The organism is Bathymodiolus japonicus methanotrophic gill symbiont, from assembly GCF_019721995.1.
In the GTDB taxonomy this organism is placed as follows: domain Bacteria; phylum Pseudomonadota; class Gammaproteobacteria; order Methylococcales; family Methylomonadaceae; genus Methyloprofundus.
In genome coordinates this window covers 1-21,142 of the sequence record NZ_BLYC01000022.1, presented here as the reverse complement: position 1 = coordinate 21,142, position 21,142 = coordinate 1, and the positions used below count along the sequence as shown (strand labels likewise).

Here is a 21,142-nt window from a genome sequence, read left to right as displayed (position 1 = left end):
ATTTAACCTGAGTTCGGGATAAGGAATTATAGCAAAGGATGGAAAAAGGTTAATTAAACACCTTTTTCCATCCTTCTTTTGTTTTTACGGGCCTATCAACCAGTTGTACAAATAACTTAAGCTCATCCAATACTTCAATAACCTGGTCTCCTGAAAGCAACAGTGACAAAGAACAAATAAAATTAGAAATATCTAAAAAATTAAATACTTTACCTTTGTAATTTAACACTCCGCCTCGAACTCCTTGAAGCGTACTAACATCTTCAGGCATCCTACAAATAAAATGAACAGGGTGGTCTAACATATTTAAAACATGCAAAGACTGAATGCAGTCATCCAACCTTTTAGCATCGACTTTTTTAACAGTAATTTCAAATAAATTAAATGGTGTATTATTAGCCTCTAACCAGATATCAGCTGGTTTTTTAGAGGTTGTATTTGTTCCAAAAACACTTTCATCACCACCTTCAACTACAACACTTGAGTACTCATATACTTTATTTAAAAGCTTAGAAACCACTAACTGAGGAATTGTTCCACTCTCAGGATATTCAAGAACAAATCGAGACAATTTCGCTCCAAATAACCCATTCGGCCACTCTTGCTCTCCTGGTAATGATATTTCAATTGAGGCAATACTATTAGCGTACTCTAACAACTTAAAGAAGAAAAAATTTATAATATCTTCCTGACCTTCACCTGTCGCAGACTCGATACACCTTAAATAATCTACAGCTGCCTGAGCTGCACTTTGCGGCCTTTTTCCTTTAGCCCACTCATCATTTAATACATTAATATTTTTAGCCACATTTAATGGATCTGATTTTCCACAGGGAATACGATTTTCAAAAGCATAAAATATTCCTTGTTCAAAAATAGATCTGGGATTACATGAATAAAAATCATTAAGAGGATCATAACCAGGATTAAGAAATTTTCCAGTTATAGCTGTTGCGACTACCCCCCTAAAACCTTTAGCCGACACATTAATAAGACTATTAAGGCTTCTTTTCAAATTAAAATAATCATCCAATACCTTAAAGTCTGATTCTGTAAAAGTTGATACCAGTTCCAACTTATCTAAAATAAACTGTTTAGCCTTTTCATTCCTTTGTGCAACCTCCATTATCTCTCCAATCCAAAAAATTCCATTACAAAACCGTTTAATTTACTATTTTCATTAATTCTATAAACTCTCAAAATCTCTTTAAATTCAACTATATCCATTCTCCTATCACCAGATTCAAGTTTAGACATTTCTGATTGAGTCAGGTTCAACCTTTCAGCCACCTCTACTTGAGACAAACCTAAACACTTTCTTTCTAAACGTAACTTTTCAATTAAGTTACTGTAACTTTTATTATGTATTGTTTTATCTCTTTTCATAACACTTCTAGTATGCTATATTTTTTAAAATATTCGAAAATCATATATTTTGGAGATAAAATGACACTTAAGGCTCTCTCTTTATTTGCAGGTGCTGGAGGAATGGATGTTGGCGTTACAAACGCTGGTTTTAATGTAATATTAGCATCTGAAATGGATCCTCACGCTTGTAACACATATAGAGGAAATCACCCTAATACAATCATGATAGAAGGTGATATCAATAACAATATTAATGAAATAACCCAACTTAAAGGTATAGATATAGTTATAGGCGGACCACCCTGCCAAGGATTCTCAGTTGCTGGAAAAATGGATGCTTCAGACCCTAGGTCAAAACTGGTATTTTCTTATTGCGAGGTTGTAGAAAAAATAAACCCTAAAGCTTTTATAATGGAGAATGTTAAGGCCTTGGGTAGTCTCACAAAATTTGAAAAGGTTAGACAAGAAATCTTTAAAAGAATGGAAGCTGCAGGATACCAAGTAACAATGAATATTCTTAATGCGAAAGATTTTGGAGTCCCTCAATCCAGAGAAAGGGTTTTTTTTATTGGAGTTAAAAAAGATTTTAAACCCATAACCTCAAAAAACTTTGAACAATTTAAAAAAGAAGCCATTACCTTACGCAAAGCAATAGCTCATTTAGGAAGAGCCGGATCAAAAAATAACCCAAACATTACAAATGCAAAAATTACTTTAGCGAAAAAACCCATCCTAAGAAAGTCTCCATACGCAGGAATGCTATTTAACGGACAGGGAAGACCATTAAACCCAGACGCCTGGTCAAGCACCTTGCCGGCAAGTATGGGAGGAAATAGAACACCTATAATCGATGAAAACCAACTATATGATAATCAAACAAGCTGGGTTGAAGGCTATCATCGAAAGATAATGATTAGTCAAGCCACAAATGAATACAAAGAAGCTCCATCTAGACTTAGGCGATTAACCATTGACGAAGCCGCAATACTACAAACATTTCCAACCACCTATAAATTTTCAGGATCACAATCAAAAATATTTAGCCAAATCGGAAATGCTGTTCCCTGTAAATTAGCAGAAGTTGTTGCAAGAACTGTAAAACAATCTTTACTAAAATAAAGCGAAAAAATATTTTTATCAGGATACCTGTAGCGGCTTTTGTGCGTAGTCGTTGCGGACGCAGGGCGTTCAGGGGATCTCCCATCCGCTGCGTAGGTGAACGAATTATGGCGACAGGAGTCCCGGAATTTCGTGAGGTAGCATGGCGCGCATGACCTTAGGCCCTGTAAAACTACCTAATAATCAAGGCTTACTTTTTTAACATGGGTTTTATTAACCATAGCATGAGATATATTTTTTAACAGCCTTTTTTAACATTATTAACTATAAATAAGGTCTTGTTAATGGTGATTAGCTGTGTTTATGGCGATGTTAAAAAAACACTTGTTTTTTTAACACATTCAGTGACTCTAATATTTACACCTAATATGTCGTATCTCAGCTATATGGATGTGTCCGATAATTCACATATATACGTATAATTGACACTCTCTAATGTGTCATTTTTGTCTGTGGTTAAAAATAACACATTTCAACTGTTTAGAAATAAGATCACGGCTAGGACGCAACACAAAATACTTGCCGCCACTTGTTGATGAAATAGTATTCATCAGAGCAACTGTCCACTTCCATAAAGTTAACAGGTTTTTAAATGTGAGAGTGAATTTCAGAGTCGAAATCTATTACGCAATCCTAAACCTATTAAAAATAAAAACAAAAACGAAAACAGGCCTTGAATCAGACTGAAAAAGTACATCCACTCTTGCACTGCCCCGCATGTGAACAACTTGTTAAAATTGTAATTTGCTGATGTACGACCAGCAGAGACGAATGGAAGCGCTTGTGAGAGCGAGTACAAAAAACTATTTTCCATATTCCAATTACTGTAATATCCATAGAATCCCCAACTAACTACAATGCTCACAAGAAGGCAAATAGTTGGCCGCGAAATACTCTGCCCATAGACACATAGCTTATCAAAAAAACAATCTAATATCCGACTAAACGGGCTCTCACGCTCACAACGTTTAGCACGCATTTCCATGACATGGAAGTCCAGTGCCTGTTGGTAGCTTTTATTGTCTTCTGCGATCTCTTTTAGGCGGCATAAACTTTCACCGTCACCCTTTTTATAGGTATTAGGATGATTAACCTTCATTCTATCTAATGACACTTGATTAGTTAATTTGGTATTGCTTAAGTTTGGTATGCAGTTAAAGCTATTGTCTGATATATCCAAAGATTTATTAAAAATACTGTTCCGAAAAGATAATCCGTTCAATTTATCTGAGCCTTTCAATGAACGAAACGAAACATCACCTTTAAATTCACAGTACTCAAACATCATATCTGAATTCTCGAATTCAGCCTCTTTGAAAAACACTCTTCCCTGTCCGAACTTCGTTCCATTGAAATACACGTCTGCCCCTCTGAACTTAGCCCCTGTGAAACTCAAATCTCCCTCCCCGAACTCCACCATCATAAAAAACAAAGATTCTCTAAACTCCGTTCCTAGAAAACACACACCCCCTTCCCCGAACTTAGCAAAGTTGAAATTCACATCTTTACAAAATATGGCTTCATTAAAAGATGCAACTCCTTTCCCAAACTCTGTGTATTTAAACCTCACAAAACTTTTAAAGTTGACCTTGTTGAAATTAACACTACCCTCACCAAATTTGGCGTTATCGAAATAAACTACAGCACCACCGAAATTGGCCTCTTCGAAATTAACGTGCCCTTTCTTCGGAAATCGATACCCTGAAAAGTTACATTTGTCACCATATTTCCGGCGCTTTGGAAAATCGACACCTGAAAAGTCCACTTCCGTATCATCGCCATGTTTTTCAACATAAGCATTCCATCTTTCTTTACCTGCTAAGAATTCATTGAAGGCTTCTTCGTCACGCCCAGATATAATCTTTTTATCTTTATAGTTAGTCTTCATAGCTAAGCTTCCTATTTTTTGTTTTTCACGTGCGCGTACAAGTAAAATTAGCTCCTGTAATGCTCGCAGCCCGCATTCCACAAATTCTGAGGTGTACCGTTCATGTGGAGAATATATTGGCTCCCTACGGGACGTATTGATAAAGCATGGATAACGGAAAAGATGTTACCCACACCTTACCAACACTAGCCAACACATTCTCCACAATCACTATCAATCACAGCAATATGGTTTCTCTTAAACCGCGCTCCGCGCATCAATAATGATCAATTGTTTTTTTTAAGAATAAAGAGATAGATAGTACAGCAATTTAATCCCTAAGGCAGGTGGACAAAATCCCTTTCACAGCTCCCCCCTCCGAAAAACTGCTTAAAAAAACAGAGAATATCAGCTTGAGTTTCATGTATCTTGGAATCGTGTTACTCGAGTTTTCAAGTCCCTTTCACAACCGTTACGCTCTGCGCGTTACCAGATATATAAAATATCCGCCCCTGCTCCAAACGCGCCACCTTTTGCACTATAAAATTCAAATCTCGCAATCAAAACGGCTATAAGCTTGCGACTTCTACTTTATACAAAAAATGCCTTATGGGTTGCCTTAGCAAAGTCCTTGATCGGCAACGCTGTCCTGACCTATCCCAAAACATCTTGAGTCCAAAATAGGGGCTGAGCTTGTAAAGAAGAGAGAGAAAACTTGAAATGCTTAACAAATGAGAGACTAATTAAGATATAATTAGTATTCGTTTGATTGCAAGAGTGTGTCTCTTACTTTCGAGCTGTGGTGAGTGTTGGAATCACTCATACACAACCTTTATTAAAGGTAAAAACCCAAGCACTTAAAAATGCTTGGGTTTTTTTTTGACTTTTAGCCCTAAACTTTAAAAGTTCGGGGGCTTGTTTCTAAACCTGAAAGAGGAAATATCAGATTTTATTACCAATAACTTTAGCTCATACAAGCAAGACATAGCAAGTTTAGCTGTAGTTTAGACTTCTAATAAGTCCTTTAGAGATTTGTTCTTGGCTCGTCATCCCCCTAAGTTCATGAAACATGGGGACGTTCTGTCATCGCTGTTCATTTACTAAATAAAGGGCTGTGATGACCAAGTTTTAGTTCTATCGCAAAAAATCGGGAGTCGCTATTTTTGCGAAAGCTTGTTTTGGGCATCCCAGCCCAAGCAAGCAGCAAAAACTTAACGCGACCACTTATGCCTCCGGCGGCCCCGATTCGTCCTCGTCACCTCGTCCCGACCCAACAAGGGGTCGGAACATAGGCTCCAAATGACTTGACGCCGTGTCGGATGGCCTTTTATTTTGTCTCCACCTTCGCTAACGCTCAGACTCCGACAAAATAACGGCCCTACGGCTATCGCGGACTAAAAATCATCACTTCGCTTAGGCTCCGTTTCCCTGATTTTCAGCGATAGCAGGCGCGCCATGCTACCTCACGAAATTCCGGGACTCCTGTCGCCATAATTCGTTCACCTACGCAGCGGATGGGAGATGCCCTGAACGCCCTGCGTCCGCAACGACTACGCACAAAAGCCGCTTCGTCATTACTACCTCACTGGCTGGACGGCTATTCGGAATGCAATTCTTGCTCCTCTCGCGTGCTGCTAGCACACGTCGAATCAGCAAATTGCCCTGTCGCCTATCAGGGACTAAAAATCACCACTTCGCTAAGCTCCGTTTCCATGATTTTCAGCGGTAGAATAGTTTCAATTTTACCATAAATAATTATTGGGAAACTTCAGATTTTTAAGTAAAGAGTATTAATGGTTCTGTCGCAAAGGTTATCAAAAACGCAGAAAGCCTTGTCTTCAGGCGTAACTATCCTGCTAAAGCCATAAACTGCTTATAAGCAGGAATATTTTCCTCAGACAATTGCCCCTTTCGGATCATATGTGCCGTTTCAATTCCATCAATTGTTGCTTGGGCGGAGTGAAACGCTTTAAAGCCCATCATCGGTTTTGTTATTTTTTTGATAAATCGATGATCCTGTTCGATGATGTTATTCAAATATTTAACTTGTAATATGTCAATCATAGTGGCAAACCCAGCGAGGATTAACAAGAGGTTAATATTGGCTAATCCTGCATAGTTAGCGCCACTTTTATCCATAACGACCTTATCAGGAAAGCCATTATTGTTAATCGTTTGTTTGAAAAATGCGGTTGCAGCCTCTTCATCACGGTGCTCAGAAAGCATGAAATCAAGCGTATCCCCGTGACTATCAACAGCTCGGTATAAATAGGTCCACTGGCCCTTCACTTTGATATACGTTTTCATCCATGCGCCACGACTTATTGGTTTCTCGTTTCTGAGATTTAGCTTTTACAGCAATGGCAGGAGAATAACGGATAACCCAACGATTGAGCGTAGCATGATCCACTTCAACACCTCTTTCTTCCATAATTTCTTCAAGGTCGCGATACGAAACGCCATACCTGACATAAAAGAAAACAGCATAAAGAATGACATCTTTTTGAAAGTGAGTGCCTTTGAAGCTGAGCATGTGATCCACCTTTTATTGAAATTGATAATTATGATAGCAGATAACGTCGGAAGGGGGGATTTATGCGACAGAACCGTTAAATCTGTGTTTTTGCATGAATATCCCTGCCAAATTCCACCTTATTTATTAACAGACCAATCACAATATCATGCATTTTCTCTAACTTAGAGAAGCAGATTGTTCGACGAGTTAATCGTTTTATCCATGCTCTAAAATTCAAGTTTTTACGTTCAATTTTTTGGGTGTTTTTCTTACCTATTTCATGTTTCTCAGCATCGAGATGACGTTCATAAGCGCCCCAGTCATCGGTGTAATAACGACTGATATTTAAAGGCAAAAGTAACGCTTTTAATTCTTTGAAAACAATGTCCTTACGCTTGCCAAAAACATAAGCGAGTACCGTGTTGGTTTTATGATCAACAGCATGCCATAGCCAGCGTTGATTGCTTTTATTTCCTACAAAAGACCACTGTTCATCCATTTCGGCTTCATCACAGCAGACCTGTTCTAGTCTGACTTCCAATGGTTTCCCTTGATCAAAGGTCTGAAAAAGAGGGTTCACTTGAACAAGACTGTTTTCTTTGTTTTTTAAAGTACGAGTCACCGTATTTTTATTGATTTTAAGAACCCTAGCCGTGTCTCGAGTGCCACTACTATTGATAGCCATTTCGACAACGTGTTCTTTGGTTCCAAATTCACATGCTTTATAACAATATTCCAACATGAAGGTGTTGGTTGAGCAAGCTGTGGTCTGGCAACGATATCGCTGCACACCACGATCGCTACTACCTGATTTCATCAGGTTGGAATTAGGGTTCTGTCGCAAGTATTATCAAAAGCACAGACCTCCTGTCCTTCAGGCATAACTATCCTGCTAAAGCCATAAACTGCTTATAAGCAGGAATATTTTCCTCAGACAATTGCCCCTTTCGGATCATATGTGCCGTTTCAATTCCATCAATTGTTGCTTGGGCGGAGTGAAACGCTTTAAAGCACATCATCGGTTTTGTTATTTTTTTGATAAATCGGTGATCCTGTTCGATGATGTTATTCAAATATTTAACTTGTAATATGTCAATCATAGTGGCAAACCCAGCGAGGATTAACAAGAGGTTAATATTGGCTAATCCTGCATAGTTAGCGCCACTTTTATCCATAACGACCTTATCAGGAAAGCCATTATTGTTAATCGTTTGTTTGAAAAATGCGGTTGCAGCCTCTTCATCACGGTGCTCAGAAAGCATGAAATCAAGCGTATCCCCGTGACTATCAACAGCTCGGTATAAATAGGTCCACTGGCCCTTCACTTTGATATACGTTTCATCCATGCGCCACGACTTATTGGTTTCTCGTTTCTGAGATTTAGCTTTTACAGCAATGGCAGGAGAATAACGGATAACCCAACGATTGAGCGTAGCATGATCCACTTCAACACCTCTTTCTTCCATAATTTCTTCAAGGTCGCGATACGAAACGCCATACCTGACATAAAAGAAAACAGCATAAAGAATGACATCTTTTTGAAAGTGAGTGCCTTTGAAGCTGAGCATGTGATCCACCTTTTATTGAAATTGATAATTATGATAGCAGATAACGTCGGAAGGGGGGATTTATGCGACAGAACCGTATTTTGGGCAAAACCTTTCAAAATCCGGATCCAAAGCCGCTTCGGCAATGATGCGGCGGATACCTGAAAAGGCCGAAACTAGCTCGCCCCTTCACTTTGTGCCGACGTTCCGGATCGGTTTTTAAACGATCCGCGTAAATCCACGTCAGCGTTGTTGCCATCATACAGAAGTTTAAATGGTTGTTCACTGCCCCGGGGAGTCGCTATTTTTGCGAAAGCTTGTTTTGGGCATCCCAGCCCAAGCAAGCAGCAAAAACTTAACGCGACCACTTATGCCTCCGGCGGCCCCGATTCGTCCTCGTCACCTCGTCCCGACCCAACAAGGGGTCGGAACATAGGCTCCAAATGACTTGACGCCGTGTCGGATGGCCTTTTATTTTGTCTCCACCTTCGCTAACGCTCAGACTCCGACAAAACAACGGCCCTACGGCTATCGCGGACTAAAAATCTTCACTTCGCTTAGGCTACGTTTCCCTGATTTTCAGCGAAGGCGATTGTTTGTGAGGCTGTTAGCTTCAACGGTACATTCAAGTTAGGTCAGCCCGTAAAAAATGGGACTTTCGAGAAATCGAGCGGTTTATTGATTGTAGACCTAGACCATCTGGAAGATGTTCACTTAGCTAAGTCGGACTTGATAACAAAACCTAATATTGTTTTTTGCTTTATCAGTCCCTCGGGCGATGGTTTAAAGCTAGGGGTTCGGGTTGATGCTAGTCGGTTCTGTCGCAAAAAATAAATATTTGTGTGAAAATCAACTGTAACCTGTTTTTATGCAACCAATGGATAAGACATCCTCTAGGAGAAAAACTTTCTCAGGCCATCCGATCAACTAGTGGGAAAGTCAGGTACCATATGACATTCGCGAGAATAATCACTTGAAAAGTCACACCCTTTCTAGTTGAACATGCGAACCTTCTTTGGCTGAAATTTAATCTTATGATCGTAGGTAATAGGCTGTTTTTGGGTTTTGCGACAGAACCCGGTAAAATCATACTGATCTCGATCTAACCCAGCAAAAGCAAGGCGTTCAAACTCATTTAAAGTTTCCTGTAGATCTTCATCAGTCGGGTTATCATCAGGATGCCATCGATAACAGCCGACCGATATTTATGTTTAAAATCTAATGAGTCGGCTAATTTTCCGGTCTGCTCAGGATTTCCCCTTAAAACTTCAGGCTCAATGAGTCTCTTTTTTCCTGTATGGTCATGCGTAGACATGATGTAATCAGTCGCCTGAGAGCCTTTACCTTCGCCTCTCCCTATAAATTTAATATGCATTTTGATTAATCTTCTTTGTCTTTATTCATGCTGTCGCATGAATCGGGCGGTGGGAAAGAGGATTTGGGTAAAGAATCAGACATTAAATCTTTTGTTAAATTTTCAATCATTTTTAAATGAATTAAAACCTGTACTGAATCAGCATTATTTTTATATTTATTGCACCATGCAGCCACTTGGTTCAGATTATTCCCAATCCGCCTGATTTCTCGGATTTTTTCAGATTCTATTTTTTTATTCGGAATAGTCCAGGTTCTCACACGCCCCAAACTCTCCAGTACCAAGCGAGCTACAGAAATATTCGCAAGTTTTGCTTTTTCCACAATTTTATCTTTTTCACTTTTAGTAACCCGGATATATAACCCCTGATCTTTTGTGATTTTTTTACGCTTCTTCTTCAATTTTGTATCATTCATAAATAAACACCTTCTTAAGCTTTTTAGGGTTGTTAACACGCAAACTATGTAATAATCGTTTTTGGTTAACCAGAAACAAAAGCTTTACTTTTTAAAACCCGATTCTTTTTTCCTACTGCCCATTTTGTTACTTTTTTAAAAGTAATATCTTTAGCTGTTCGTAGCTGAAAGCTAGAACTTTCCTTTTAGCCCCTGCGGGATTCTCGATAGAGTGGGTCTTAGGGCTAGCCCTAACAAGCCCCTTGCATATTGAAACCTGTAAGGTTGAAATGTATATGCAAGGGGTCGGCTTGCTTTAGAACCTTATCTATGTATTTTAATAGGGAATTTAATTAAACTTAATAGAAGGCCTGTCAGGATAATATGAAGCTGAAAGCAAATATATTTTTAAATATTTGTCGTATGCGGAGCATAGACACTCTTAATTTGATTTTAAGAAATGAACGATAGTGAATGGATTTAGAAAATGAACGCAGTGAATGATAAAAACATGATGCACGGGTTTTTGTGCATCAATTCTTAGTCGTTTCCTTAAGAGTCTCTTGAAAGACTCTTAAAAGATACTTGGGGATGTAACTAAAGTGGTTCTTATTGTCAGTTTTGGCTTTAAATTTTAAGGTTTTTTAGGGTTTTTAAAGAAAACACTTGAGTGTTTATTATAAAAAACTCCAATTTCATTATCTTTTTTCATAACTTGAATGTTAATCCCGAATTTTTCTTTTAAAACCTTTTTATTATTCAATACTTCTTTTTTTCTTTTATCATATGCTCTTTGTGAAATTTGATTGGCTTCTCTTTCTGATTCACTACTATTTAACTTTCCAGGAATTTTTATACCAATACTCTTTAAAATTTCATCTAATGATCTATTAACTTTCACATGAGAAATCACCTCTCTAACCAATGCCTGCGTCACAGCACTATTTATTTTTACTATTTCATGAGTCAGTTCTTGAGAGTAAATATTTATATCAACATTAAATAACTTCATGAAATTTCTAGAAAATACAACTCCATACTTAAATTTATCATGATTATTGTTTGTTGCTTTTATAGTGGTAATGCTATGTTCATTTATAACTCCTTGATAAGTTAATTTGCTAAGATCAACATGGTTTGTTTTTAGTTGTACCGAAGCCTTCCTCATTTCTTCAAACGCTGAAAATCAGGGAAACGGAGCCTAAGCGAAGTGATGATTTTTAGTCCGCGATAGCCGTAGGGCCGTTGTTTTGTCGGAGTCTGAGCGTTAGCGAAGGTGGAGACAAAATAAAAGGCCATCCGACACGGCGTCAAGTCATTTGGAGCCTATGTTCCGACCCCTTGTTGGGTCGGGACGAGGTGACGAGGACGAATCGGGGCCGCCGGAGGCATAAGTGGTCGCGTTAAGTTTTTGCTGCTTGCTTGGGCTGGGATGCCCAAAACAAGCTTTCGCAAAAATAGCGACTCCCCGATTTTTTTTCTAGCCATTGACCATTACCCTTTGATGTATGCCCGATTTTTTCTAATAAATCATATTTACTAAAAACAAAAGCGATTGTTCCATCTTCAAATACACTAGGTTCATAATAGCTAAATATACAATCAATAATATTTCTATGAACCTGTGTCAGTTTGCAATTTTCCAGAATTATTGTGCCGTTATTGTTGGTTATTTCAATAGTTGTATTTTGGTAGTTTTTGCTCAATGCCTTAACTGGTAGAAACATCGCAGTTCTGCTTTGTAAAACAGTGCTTGTTGGGTGCTGTAATTTGTTATTTATCATTATCATCCGAAAATATCCTTTGCAGTTTTATATTTTTTAGAAAAAGTCTTAGCACCATTATCACCACCACTTTGTTTATTGTTAATACAAGGGGGTTCTTTTGCAATTAAAATACCTCCATTCTCCCTTCGCAACCAAGCCCCTTCTTGAGGAGGGCCATAATTTGTTTTTTCTAAAGTAACCCGAACAAAAAACCGCCTATCATCATCAGACATTCCTCGTTTTTTCGCTTCATCGGGAGTCATTGTTTGCATCCTTGCTACATACCGTGCATTATCAACAATTGCAGATGCTCCTCTTACAGAAGATGACCCTGCATCCATATCACCCATTCCTCCTTTATTTTCATGGTGAAGCAACAAAATTGCAGCTCCTGTTGTATGTGCTAATTTTTCAAAATATCTTAGTACTTGAGACATAAATCCATTGCTATTTTCATCTCCGTCATGTGCTCTCCTAAGCGTATCAACGACGATAAAACGTAGACACGGCATAGATTGCGCTTTTTCTGTTATCGCATTAAAACAAGCTGTGTTTTCTCCTGATGAATCTACTAAAGTTGAACCTAAACCAGCCAATCCTATAATTTCAACAAAATCAGCTAAATCATCTAACCAGCCGCTTTTTTCTTTATCAGATTTCCAGTATTGCCAGAGAGCATTTAAGCGGCTTTCTATGTCTTGCGCCTCATCTTCCAAGGAAACATAAAGAACCTGGCAAGGATCATTGCTCATGCTTGTTTTTCCTAAAGAAAAATCACAACACCTACCTGCTGAAACTTGAAAAAGCATTTGTAAAGCATAAAAGCTTTTACCCGTCCCACCTGCTGATGCCAACAAACCTACTTTACCTACTGGAAAACTAGGCAACACATAATCTCTTGGAGTTGGTTCTGTATTAAAAGCTTTTCTAATATCTACATTCGGGGGTAGATTCATTAAATTTTCTGTTACACTATTTGTAGTCATGATTACACTCTCGATGTGGTTGTGAAAGTCTGGGTAGATAGTCTTAATACCTACTCAGGCGCTCAATATAATTATTTCATTTGATCATTTGAGTTTTTACTCAAATAATCCTCAAGTAACTTTACAGCCAACTGATTAAGTTTTAATCCCTCAATCTCCGCCTGTATTTTTATTCGTCTATGTAAGGAAGTTGGTATATCAACATTAAAACGCTTTGTTTTTTCTTCTACCTTTTCAATTTTTTGAACTTCTTCAATTGATTTTTCTTTTTGAGTTTTTGATGGTCGTTTAGCTTTTAACATTTTACAAACTCCAACAGTTCATCTTTTATAGCTACAATTTCTTTAGCAGCTTCATTACCAGGCTCAATATATAAAACAGTTAAACCAACAGCTGCGCTCTTAGCATAAATTACACGTTGAGACGTATAATTCTCAAAAACAGGCAAATCATAATCTTTTAAAGCATCAGCAATTTCTTTACTAAGCTGAGTATTTTTAATTGACCTTGATATAACAAAGGCAGCTTTTGGGAAGCCATCAGTAACCTCTTGACGCGCTTTAATTACATCAACTAGATCTTCACAGGCCCAAATGTCATAAGGAGATGGCTGAACAGGAATTAAAATAACATCAGAACATTTAATTGCTGCTACAGCTAAATCCGCAATTTGAGGAGCTCCATCAATCACAATGAAATCTTTATTACTTTTTATCGATTGAATATCTTTTGCTAACGTTGATCGATCTAGCCCAATAACCGAAACTAACTCACCTTCACTCGCTGCATTCCAGTCGCGAGCAGAGCCCTGAGGGTCAGAATCAACTATCAAAACCTCTTTACCATTAACCTGCAATGATCTTGCAAGATTCGTTGCAAGTGTTGTTTTACCTGCTCCACCCTTTTGATTTAATACAGCAATAATTTTACTCATTTGATCATTTACTCATTTGATTAAAAGATCATTTTGCCATAAGAAACTTTACACGTTAATACTTTTTTTAAACAAAAAATATTTAACTAATAAAGTAGCTAAAAAAATTATATTTAAAACTAAATCTATATAATTCTTAACTAGCTTTTCCTTTTACCATCATTATGAAATCAGAAAAACTCATTAACCAATTTTGTTGGTTATCTTGATAGGTTTGATGCAGCCCTTTGGGTATAACAAGCTGAAGGTTATTTGATTTCATTTCATTAGTTTGATTTTCACTAATACCTGGTTGTAAAGTCAAAAGATGTTTATTCTCTATTTTTGCTGCCTCTGATAAAACCTGTCTCCATCTATCTTTACACGTAGATTTTACGCCTAACATTGAAAGCTCATGGACTGGAAAAAAAGGATTATGATAATCTTCCATACTAGGAAATAAAAAATCAGGTTTTGTTTTATTCTCTGTAACAGCTTGCCTATCATATTGGACATTACACGCTTTAAAAACAGCTTCAACATGATGCTCTAAAGCATGTCCAATTCTTGATTTTCTTCTATTTTGTACGCTTAAAGAAAATTTAATAAACCCCTCAACATCAGCCCCTTCAGGTTCTATAAAACCATTGTTTAAGCGTTCAGAAACTATATGTCTTTCCATTCTCCTGAATAGCTTTTCTTCCCACTCTATCCAAGATAAAAGCGCTTGATCTGGATCATCTTGGGGAACAATTCCAGAAATGGTATTCCTGGCAAAGTCTGAAAAAATAACTGTTTTTGGGAATGCGCCGTTAAATTGCTCTAACAGATTATCTAATCTTTCCGATTCAGGCTCTTCAACTTCAATTCCGAGTTCTTCAAGAATAAATCGAACAGCAAAATCAACCTGAATATTTTCTTCTTCTTCAATTTGATGATATTGAAATTTTGCTTCTATATTTCCATGAAGATTAAACAACCAAAGCAATTGATTTTCTATTGTGCTTCCTTCTGAAACAACAATAATCATAAATTCGTTATTTGGTCTTTTTGCAACTATGAGAAGATCATTAACTTCAGCAAGTTCCATTACAGGATTAGACCGAAAATAAAGCCTATACTCGGTTCTGGTTGGATTATTTTCTCTTGAGTCATACCAAGTCACAAATGAATCTTCTGATATCCCCTCGTTCTCTTCACCAAGCCATAAAAAACGGGCCGGGCAATCGCTAAGCTTATCTCTTCCAAGGATGTTTAAAAGTCCTCTGGCTCCATTAAATTCATGTTGATTTGATACTTCTGCATTAACCTCAACAGAGCTCAACCTCTTGGCAGATACACCTTGAAAATACTCAGATAAAAAACCTTTTTTCATGTTCCTTTATGGCCTGTTATTTCTTTATTTTTTGTGATCTTTTCCTTCCAGAATTCTGATTTACTGGAAGGCCACTTGAATAAGTGGCAGTCATGACCATGCCAAAAACATCCATTTATAAAAATTAAAGATTTATATCTAGGAAAAACCATATCAGGTTTGCCTGAAAGACTTTTATCATGCAGTTTGTATCTGAATCCTTTTTTATGTAAAGCCTTTCTAATTAGTAATTCTGGCTTTGTATCCTTTCCTTTTATTCCTGCCATCATCTGGCTACGTTTTTTTCTTGATACCACGTCAGCCATATTTTAATGAATCATTTTCTTTTTCTAAATTTATAGATTCAATAATGTATGGTTGCATGTGTTGAGCAACAGCTTTAACAACTGGAACAACAACCGAGTTTCCAAATTGCTTATAAGCTTGAGTATCAGAAACTGGAATTATAAAATTTGACTCATTAGGATTATCAAATCCCATCAACCTTGCGCATTCTCTAGGCGTTAATCTTCTAGGATTTTTTCCTTCCTGTTTTACCAAGATCTCAGAACCGTCTTTGTAATATCTAGCTGATAATGTTCTGGCAACATCATCTTTTTCAACCATTCCAAACCCGAAACCGTTCCCTTTTGCTTTGTGCTTGGCTGAATAGCCTTGTAAAAAAGACCATAGTTTATCTGACAAAGTATATTTATCTAAGACCTTTGCTTTATCTCCTTCTGTAAATCTTTTTTCTTCAGTTTCTGAGCTATTTTCAGGGTGTAAAATAGTACCTATTTTAGGTCCTTCCAATGGGTTTGGTATTACAATATTCTCAAAATCAAAATCAACATCTTCACGAAACCCAGCTATAAAAATACGCTCTCTATTTTGAGGTACAAAGCCTTTTCCGTTAATTACTTTCCAGCTAATGTTATAACCTAGCTCCTTTTCTAAAGTGTCCCTTATTACTTTAAAGGTATTTCCTTTGTTATGTGAAACTAGATTTTTTACATTTTCCAGCAAAAAAGCTTTTGGTCTATGATGTTCTATTATTCTAGCAACATCAAAAAATAAAGTTCCTTGAGCTTCACACCTAAAACCGTGCGCAACTCCTAAAGAGTTTTTTTTAGAAACACCAGCTATTGAAAAAGGCTGACAAGGGAAGCCAGCAACAAGAACATCATGAAAGGGAATGTTTTCAACAGGAACTTTTGTTATATCTCCATCTATTTCATGATCACAAACAAAATTTGCTAAATAAGTTTGTTTTGAGTATTCATTCCACTCGCTGGTATAAACACATTTTCCACCAATAGATTCAAAGCCTTTTCTCAGTCCGCCAATCCCTGCGAACAGATCAATAAATTGAAATTTTTCATTTAAAACAGGTAATGAGCGGTTTTTATTTTCAGATTGGTGAGCGAGCCAATCCATAACATTTTTACGAGGCTTTGTATCTCCTTGCTCCCATCTATAAATTGTTCTTATTGTATATCCCATTTTTTCAGCAGCCTCCTCTTTCGTAAGTCCTGTTTTTTCGAGAAGAGTGGAGAATTCTGTTTTTGCTTTCATTCTTATAATTTATTTCTGGGAATTATTTTGACATAATGTCATTTTAGCACCTATAAGAATATTTTGTATAAACTTCCCCCTCTTTTATCTACTTATCTAGTTTTTTTATATTCAACAACAGCCTTATTGTTTTTATAATCGCTAGAATCTATATCAATAAACATCTCTTCACATTCGCTACACCAATAATGCTCTTTACATGATGTTTTAAATCGACCTGAGTGACAAATTCCATCTTGCTTTTCTATAAATAAAACCCCATCCAATCCACAGTCAAGGCACAAAAAATCAGCATCCGTTTCTACTGGTGAGTCAACTACCCCGTCATAAACATTAACCTCATTTTGATTTGTTTCAATTTTATTTAGATTAATGATTCTCATGATTTTTTTGCTTCTTTAAACAAATCAAAACGGGCGGTAGGAAAAATAATTTTGTCTTTGTTATGCCTTCATTTTTTAGTGCCTTGAGTGTCTTTAATCAAAAGAGCTATATCCTTGGCTAGTTTTTCATTTTGATTCGTGAGCGCGTTATTTTTCCCTTTCAATTCCCCGTTTTCAAATGACCAGTCAGTTAAGGATTTTCTCATCTCTTTCGCCTCATCTTTCAAGTCGGCATTGGTTTTTACCAAAAGATCAAGTGCGCTCTGTGCTTTTTGCTGCTGCAAATCCAACGAACGGTTATTTTTTTCAAGACTTGCATTATTAGATTTAAGGCTGGAATTACTTAAAGAAAGTTTCTCAAGTTTCTCGTTATTTAATTTAAGTTCCTTTTTTACCGATTCGATATCGTTTTTATAATTAATTTCATTAGAATTGAGTTCTTTTTTTAACGACTCAGTTTCTTTAATACTATTGATTTTTTCAGCCGTCAAAGTATCGTTTTTATTACGCTCTGAATCAAAATCAGCCCTTGATTTTTTTGCGCCCTCTTCTGATTTTTCCAAGTTTAAAGTTTCATTTGATAATTTTTCCTTAATGATTTTATTTTCTGAAACTAATCCCGATAAGTCACTTGTTAGTGCGCTTATCTCCTTGCTTTTACCGTCAATTTCACCGTCTTTCTCACTAACTAATTCAATATAACTCTTTGCTTCGGCCTCCAGCGTTTCAATCGCAATCCTAGCCTCATCAACTTCTTGTTGAGCCTCATCCTGAGCGACTCTAAGCTCTTCTCGCTGGAGACTCAGCCTTCCCTCGGCCTCATCTATTGCTGACTGCCAAACATCTCCCAGCAGCTGTTTAGCTCGATCCTCAACCGATTCTGGGACTTCAACCTCCGCAAGCTCGTGTTCCTCTGATTTCTTTGATTTTATGTTTTTTAAATGTAAGCCAATCGTTGTAAAACTTCCACCACGCAAAGCCTCCCTTACACTCGATTGCGTTATTTTTTTACCAGATGATTCGAGCAATTCACACACGATAACCACATTACCGAGAGTAGCCGCTACGGATGACTTCTTATCAAAATCGACCGTTTCTATATTTTTTTGGATTAGTTCTTCTACTGACATTTTATTATTCCTCGCTTTCCACTGTTTCAAAATCAAAAGACTCATCAAAGGACTCAAGGAAACCAAAAAAATCTTTTGAAACTGTTACTGTTCTATATCTACACTCGTCGTTAGTGTATGAAGATTCATTCTTATGCGAGTGTGGATAAGCGCACTTAAAAAAATCTTACCCTGATCATCGCAGTCATAGTCGCATTCATCATGATTTAGCGACAATCGCATATCAAGAGTAAATTCATTAATTTTTGCCGCTCTATTATCTTCCGTAATATTGAGTGAAAATTCAGAAATATTGTGGTATTCATATTCTTCAATTAAATCTAATTCTGAATTTAAAAAAACCTCTATTTTTTCACGAATATCTTTTGCGGCACCTTGGTTATCTAACACTTTGTACCTTATATTTTTTTCCTGACATTGTATTAACCTGTATTGTATTATGTAGTATTATGTATCATACAAATACTACATAATACAATACAGGTTAATACATATTCCTGTTTTTTTTAAAAAATTATAAAAAATAGCGAAAACCCTCATTAAAATTAATATTCAAGACCGTTTATATTTTCCTCCTTCATTAATTCGCGCATCAGGTGAATTTCTTTTAGGTCGTCGTTCCAATCCTTATTTTTTGGAATATCTCTAATAGCATCAGGAGAAAATTCTCTGATCTGGATGGCGTATCTGTTGCCGTCCTTATCATTATCAGTAGCAATGGCTATCTCTTTATCCTTAACGACTGTTTTTATAAGCTCCAGCTGCGCGGAGCTCATGCTTCCAGCAATACTTACATAAGCTGTTTCCTCGCCCGTTTTCTTTAGTTCTGCATGGCTTAAGGCGCATCAATCGCACTCTCAACAATAACGATTTTCTCAGCCCTCGTGATGTTTGAAGAGTACCAAAGCCCTTTTTCACCGCCTTTTGCATAACCTGTAAAACCATTATTTTTAATCTCAAAGCCTGCAACACCACCACTATTGAAATGCGGAAAAATAGCGTTATTCCTAAAGTCTATTTTTACAGATCTACTAAAGCGCGGATCTTTTAATGTTTCACTATTAATTAATCTCTCATTTAGCAGGTAAGGATGCTCGTCCGTTATCCCCGCCTGAGCAAGCACAAAGGCTGCTTGCGCGGTATCCTTATTAGACTTAATAGGTTTTTTATAATTCTGGTATTCTGAAACATCAGTAAAACCGGCAAACCCTCTTAGTTCCTTTCGTACTTGCCCTAAATTTAGATTTTTCCTATTCTGGACAAAATCAATAATTGATCCAGAGTCTCCGTGACTCACGCTAAAATAAATCCCATGCCCGTCCATATCAGTCGCAACAATAATTTTGTCCCCTCCTGGATGTTTCATCGCCTTACTATTTTTTGATGAATCTCTCTTTACAAGAGAATATCCCTCGCTTGCTGCGTACTCAACCAAATTAATCTGTGTTTTAAATTTTTCCAGTTCATTGCCTCTGTTTTCCCTCACTTTTCTAATTCCTCTTCTAATAATTCGGCTATTTTTTCGTATTGATTGTTTAAGCTCGCCACCTCCCTTGTTAAGCTCATCACTTGATCGGTTAAGATCGTCACTTGATTTTGTGTAACTTTCATATCCTGCGCGTACTGAGCTGATAATGCCTCCAAGCCCTTGCTTAACTGAATCTCTAATTCCGTCATATTTTTCACCTATTATTTTTTTAAAATTCTGTACCCACTCTGAAATTCTTGAGCTTCCAGGTCGATCTGGATGCATAATTTCCGGCTCTCTCCGCAAAAATCCAGGTGACTCGCTCCCCCCTTGCTCTTCAGGGTTTCCAGGGTTTTCCTGTTTTTTTGGATCTCCATTATTTGACTCTCTATCGTGTTGCTCAATAATTGCATCACTCCCCAAGTACTGAAAAAGATACTCAGACAAATCGACAGGCTCATAATCAGTGGCTTTATCCATTCTCTTTTTAGCACTTTCTTCATGCTCTTCGCGCTGTTTTCGCTCTCTCTTAGGCTCTCTGACAGGCTCAGAGATAATTGTCGGGCTTGGTCTTGGATATCTGCTGTTATTGTATTCAGCGCGGCTTGATATTCGTTCCTCAAGCTCTCTAAAAGATTCTCCCTCTCGACTTTCTCCATCTCTAAAATCTCCTTCTTCCTTGATGCTAATTTCTCCTCTAATCGACTGCTCAGCTGTCCAGCGTTTTTCATAAATGACTCCATCGAGTTTCACTCGCTTATTTGATTCTTTATCTAAAACAGTAATCGTATCTTTCCCAGCCCTTGTTATTTCTAAGCCAAGCTCTTTCAGAGAAATAATAATCTCATCGCGGTTTGAAACAATCCCGTTTTCAATTTCATTGGTCAAATACGCCCCAATTTGTTTTTTTATTTCAATTCTGCTTTGATTTTTAAAAAGAACGTCTTGACCGATTCTCGTGATTACCGCTATATCAGGGTTTAAATCAATATCAGGACTCACCCAGCCATGTTTTTCATTAAGATAATCTCTTAGTGGATCAAAACTTTTTTGCCAGTTTGGTGGTGCTGGATTAAAAGATTTACCGCTTGATAATTCAACCCTGGGAATTATGATATGAATATGCTCTGAGTTTTTTTCTCTATGAAGTACAGCGGTAAAAGGTTCTGTCGCAAAAAATAAATATTTGTGTGAAAATCAACTGTAACCTGTTTTTATGCAACCAATGGATAAGACATCCTCTAGGAGAAAAACTTTCTCAGGCCATCCGATCAACTAGTGGGAAAGTCAGGTACCATATGACATTCGCGAGAATAATCACTTGAAAAGTCACACCCTTTCTAGTTGAACATGCGAACCTTCTTTGGCTGAAATTTAATCT

At 37.2% G+C, this 21,142-nt stretch carries 28 protein-coding genes and 3 pseudogenes; 6 read left to right on the top strand and 25 right to left on the bottom strand.

Annotated features, from left to right (window positions below):
- Nucleotides 1-49 precede the first annotated feature (49 nt).
- The gene (locus K6984_RS20845) at nucleotides 50-1,126 is read right to left on the bottom strand and encodes a hypothetical protein (RefSeq protein ID WP_221897255.1); all 1,077 of its coding nucleotides are present in this window, start codon (nucleotides 1,124-1,126) and stop codon (nucleotides 50-52) included.
- On the bottom strand, nucleotides 1,126-1,386 hold the full coding sequence (locus tag K6984_RS20840; protein WP_147660606.1) for a helix-turn-helix domain-containing protein: 261 nt from the start codon (nucleotides 1,384-1,386) through the stop codon (nucleotides 1,126-1,128). Before K6984_RS20840 ends, K6984_RS20845 begins: the two co-directional genes overlap by 1 nt.
- A gap of 60 nt (nucleotides 1,387-1,446) precedes the next feature.
- On the opposite strand from K6984_RS20840, the gene K6984_RS20835 reads away from it, so the two are divergent.
- Nucleotides 1,447-2,487: a DNA cytosine methyltransferase gene (locus tag K6984_RS20835; RefSeq protein ID WP_221897254.1), complete on the top strand. Its 1,041-nt coding sequence runs from the start codon at nucleotides 1,447-1,449 to the stop codon at nucleotides 2,485-2,487.
- A gap of 607 nt (nucleotides 2,488-3,094) precedes the next feature.
- On the opposite strand, the gene K6984_RS20830 is transcribed toward K6984_RS20835, so the two are convergent.
- Nucleotides 3,095-4,456 (bottom strand): pentapeptide repeat-containing protein, encoded by a 1,362-nt coding sequence (locus tag K6984_RS20830; protein WP_221897253.1) that lies wholly within the window; start codon nucleotides 4,454-4,456, stop codon nucleotides 3,095-3,097.
- 1,061 nt (nucleotides 4,457-5,517) lie between these two features.
- Between K6984_RS20830 and K6984_RS34430 the strand changes: the two genes are divergently transcribed.
- On the top strand, nucleotides 5,518-5,646 hold the full coding sequence (locus tag K6984_RS34430) for a hypothetical protein (protein WP_263458596.1): 129 nt from the start codon (nucleotides 5,518-5,520) through the stop codon (nucleotides 5,644-5,646).
- A 143-nt stretch (nucleotides 5,647-5,789) separates the two neighbouring features.
- Here the strand turns inward: K6984_RS34430 and K6984_RS34425 are convergent, their stop codons facing one another.
- The gene (locus K6984_RS34425; RefSeq protein WP_263458825.1) at nucleotides 5,790-5,912 is read right to left on the bottom strand and encodes a hypothetical protein; all 123 of its coding nucleotides are present in this window, start codon (nucleotides 5,910-5,912) and stop codon (nucleotides 5,790-5,792) included.
- Between K6984_RS34425 and K6984_RS20825 the strand changes: the two genes are divergently transcribed.
- Nucleotides 5,869-6,105 (top strand): hypothetical protein, encoded by a 237-nt coding sequence (locus K6984_RS20825; RefSeq protein WP_221897252.1) that lies wholly within the window; start codon nucleotides 5,869-5,871, stop codon nucleotides 6,103-6,105. The genes K6984_RS34425 and K6984_RS20825 overlap by 44 nt on opposite strands.
- A gap of 97 nt (nucleotides 6,106-6,202) precedes the next feature.
- On the opposite strand, the gene K6984_RS20820 is transcribed toward K6984_RS20825, so the two are convergent.
- The 4 genes and pseudogenes from K6984_RS20820 to K6984_RS36955 all read right to left on the bottom strand — a co-directional run.
- Nucleotides 6,203-6,887, bottom strand: a protein-coding gene (locus tag K6984_RS20820) for an IS6 family transposase (RefSeq protein WP_221902206.1) whose coding sequence is annotated in 2 segments (ribosomal slippage) — nucleotides 6,203-6,655 and nucleotides 6,657-6,887 — 684 coding nt in all. Because the reading frame shifts where the segments join, the coding sequence is not laid out codon by codon here.
- Nucleotides 6,888-6,963: 76 nt separating this feature from the next.
- Entirely contained in the window at nucleotides 6,964-7,686 is a 723-nt protein-coding gene (locus tag K6984_RS20815) for an IS1 family transposase (RefSeq protein ID WP_221897251.1), read from the bottom strand.
- A gap of 67 nt (nucleotides 7,687-7,753) precedes the next feature.
- A complete protein-coding gene (locus K6984_RS20810) occupies nucleotides 7,754-8,437 on the bottom strand; it encodes an IS6 family transposase (protein ID WP_221897250.1) in 684 nt (227 codons plus the stop codon).
- A 60-nt stretch (nucleotides 8,438-8,497) separates the two neighbouring features.
- Nucleotides 8,498-8,705: pseudogene (locus K6984_RS36955) on the bottom strand (IS701 family transposase); the annotation flags it as partial.
- A gap of 18 nt (nucleotides 8,706-8,723) precedes the next feature.
- On the opposite strand from K6984_RS36955, the gene K6984_RS34420 reads away from it, so the two are divergent.
- From K6984_RS34420 to K6984_RS36450, 3 genes are read left to right on the top strand one after another with little or no spacing between them, the layout of a single operon-like run.
- Entirely contained in the window at nucleotides 8,724-8,852 is a 129-nt protein-coding gene (locus K6984_RS34420) for a hypothetical protein (RefSeq protein ID WP_263458596.1), read from the top strand.
- Between the two features lie 27 nt (nucleotides 8,853-8,879).
- On the top strand, nucleotides 8,880-9,050 hold the full coding sequence (locus tag K6984_RS20805) for a hypothetical protein (protein WP_221897249.1): 171 nt from the start codon (nucleotides 8,880-8,882) through the stop codon (nucleotides 9,048-9,050).
- The gene (locus K6984_RS36450; protein WP_221897279.1) at nucleotides 9,008-9,250 is read left to right on the top strand and encodes a BT4734/BF3469 family protein; all 243 of its coding nucleotides are present in this window, start codon (nucleotides 9,008-9,010) and stop codon (nucleotides 9,248-9,250) included. The genes K6984_RS20805 and K6984_RS36450 overlap by 43 nt, the downstream gene beginning before the upstream one ends.
- 546 nt (nucleotides 9,251-9,796) lie before the next feature.
- Here K6984_RS36450 and K6984_RS20795 read toward each other — a convergent pair.
- The 17 genes and pseudogenes from K6984_RS20795 to K6984_RS36440 form a co-directional block, all read right to left on the bottom strand.
- Nucleotides 9,797-10,207: a plasmid mobilization protein gene (locus tag K6984_RS20795; RefSeq protein WP_221897248.1), complete on the bottom strand. Its 411-nt coding sequence runs from the start codon at nucleotides 10,205-10,207 to the stop codon at nucleotides 9,797-9,799.
- A gap of 613 nt (nucleotides 10,208-10,820) precedes the next feature.
- Nucleotides 10,821-11,354: a hypothetical protein gene (locus K6984_RS20790; RefSeq protein WP_221897247.1), complete on the bottom strand. Its 534-nt coding sequence runs from the start codon at nucleotides 11,352-11,354 to the stop codon at nucleotides 10,821-10,823.
- The gene (locus K6984_RS34415; RefSeq protein ID WP_263458824.1) at nucleotides 11,351-11,485 is read right to left on the bottom strand and encodes a hypothetical protein; all 135 of its coding nucleotides are present in this window, start codon (nucleotides 11,483-11,485) and stop codon (nucleotides 11,351-11,353) included. The genes K6984_RS20790 and K6984_RS34415 overlap by 4 nt, the downstream gene beginning before the upstream one ends.
- A 27-nt stretch (nucleotides 11,486-11,512) precedes the next feature.
- Nucleotides 11,513-11,641, bottom strand: coding sequence for a hypothetical protein (locus tag K6984_RS34410; protein WP_263458596.1), 129 nt, complete (start codon nucleotides 11,639-11,641; stop codon nucleotides 11,513-11,515).
- Nucleotides 11,590-11,976 (bottom strand): hypothetical protein, encoded by a 387-nt coding sequence (locus tag K6984_RS20785; RefSeq protein ID WP_221897246.1) that lies wholly within the window; start codon nucleotides 11,974-11,976, stop codon nucleotides 11,590-11,592. Before K6984_RS20785 ends, K6984_RS34410 begins: the two co-directional genes overlap by 52 nt.
- Complete coding sequence (locus K6984_RS20780) at nucleotides 11,973-12,938, bottom strand: AAA family ATPase (RefSeq protein ID WP_221897245.1); 966 nt, start codon at nucleotides 12,936-12,938, stop codon at nucleotides 11,973-11,975. Before K6984_RS20780 ends, K6984_RS20785 begins: the two co-directional genes overlap by 4 nt.
- Before the next feature lie 71 nt (nucleotides 12,939-13,009).
- Nucleotides 13,010-13,240 carry a toxin-antitoxin system HicB family antitoxin gene (locus tag K6984_RS20775; protein ID WP_221897244.1) on the bottom strand — a complete coding sequence of 77 codons (231 nt, stop codon included), beginning with the start codon at nucleotides 13,238-13,240 and terminating at the stop codon, nucleotides 13,010-13,012.
- A complete protein-coding gene (gene parA / locus K6984_RS20770) occupies nucleotides 13,234-13,872 on the bottom strand; it encodes a ParA family partition ATPase (protein WP_221897243.1) in 639 nt (212 codons plus the stop codon). The genes K6984_RS20775 and parA overlap by 7 nt, the downstream gene beginning before the upstream one ends.
- 136 nt (nucleotides 13,873-14,008) lie before the next feature.
- Nucleotides 14,009-15,226, bottom strand: a complete 1,218-nt coding sequence (locus K6984_RS20765; protein ID WP_087871403.1) for a type II restriction endonuclease — start codon at nucleotides 15,224-15,226, stop codon at nucleotides 14,009-14,011.
- A 20-nt stretch (nucleotides 15,227-15,246) separates the two neighbouring features.
- Nucleotides 15,247-15,531 (bottom strand): annotated as a pseudogene (locus K6984_RS20760) (very short patch repair endonuclease); the annotation flags it as partial.
- Nucleotides 15,524-16,780 carry a DNA (cytosine-5-)-methyltransferase gene (gene dcm / locus K6984_RS20755; protein WP_221897242.1) on the bottom strand — a complete coding sequence of 419 codons (1,257 nt, stop codon included), beginning with the start codon at nucleotides 16,778-16,780 and terminating at the stop codon, nucleotides 15,524-15,526. The pseudogene K6984_RS20760 and the gene dcm, both read right to left, overlap by 8 nt.
- A 92-nt stretch (nucleotides 16,781-16,872) precedes the next feature.
- The gene (locus K6984_RS20750; protein WP_087871406.1) at nucleotides 16,873-17,163 is read right to left on the bottom strand and encodes a hypothetical protein; all 291 of its coding nucleotides are present in this window, start codon (nucleotides 17,161-17,163) and stop codon (nucleotides 16,873-16,875) included.
- Between the two features lie 68 nt (nucleotides 17,164-17,231).
- Nucleotides 17,232-18,293 (bottom strand): DNA-binding protein, encoded by a 1,062-nt coding sequence (locus K6984_RS20745; protein ID WP_221897241.1) that lies wholly within the window; start codon nucleotides 18,291-18,293, stop codon nucleotides 17,232-17,234.
- 84 nt (nucleotides 18,294-18,377) lie between these two features.
- Complete coding sequence (locus K6984_RS20740) at nucleotides 18,378-18,683, bottom strand: hypothetical protein (protein ID WP_221897240.1); 306 nt, start codon at nucleotides 18,681-18,683, stop codon at nucleotides 18,378-18,380.
- Nucleotides 18,684-18,838: 155 nt separating this feature from the next.
- Nucleotides 18,839-19,081, bottom strand: a complete 243-nt coding sequence (locus K6984_RS20735) for a toprim domain-containing protein (RefSeq protein WP_230988224.1) — start codon at nucleotides 19,079-19,081, stop codon at nucleotides 18,839-18,841.
- A 47-nt stretch (nucleotides 19,082-19,128) separates the two neighbouring features.
- Nucleotides 19,129-20,763, bottom strand: a complete 1,635-nt coding sequence (locus tag K6984_RS36445; protein ID WP_221897239.1) for a DUF3991 domain-containing protein — start codon at nucleotides 20,761-20,763, stop codon at nucleotides 19,129-19,131.
- A gap of 12 nt (nucleotides 20,764-20,775) precedes the next feature.
- Nucleotides 20,776-20,931 (bottom strand): annotated as a pseudogene (locus K6984_RS36440) (relaxase/mobilization nuclease domain-containing protein); the annotation flags it as partial.
- Nucleotides 20,932-21,142 lie beyond the last annotated feature (211 nt).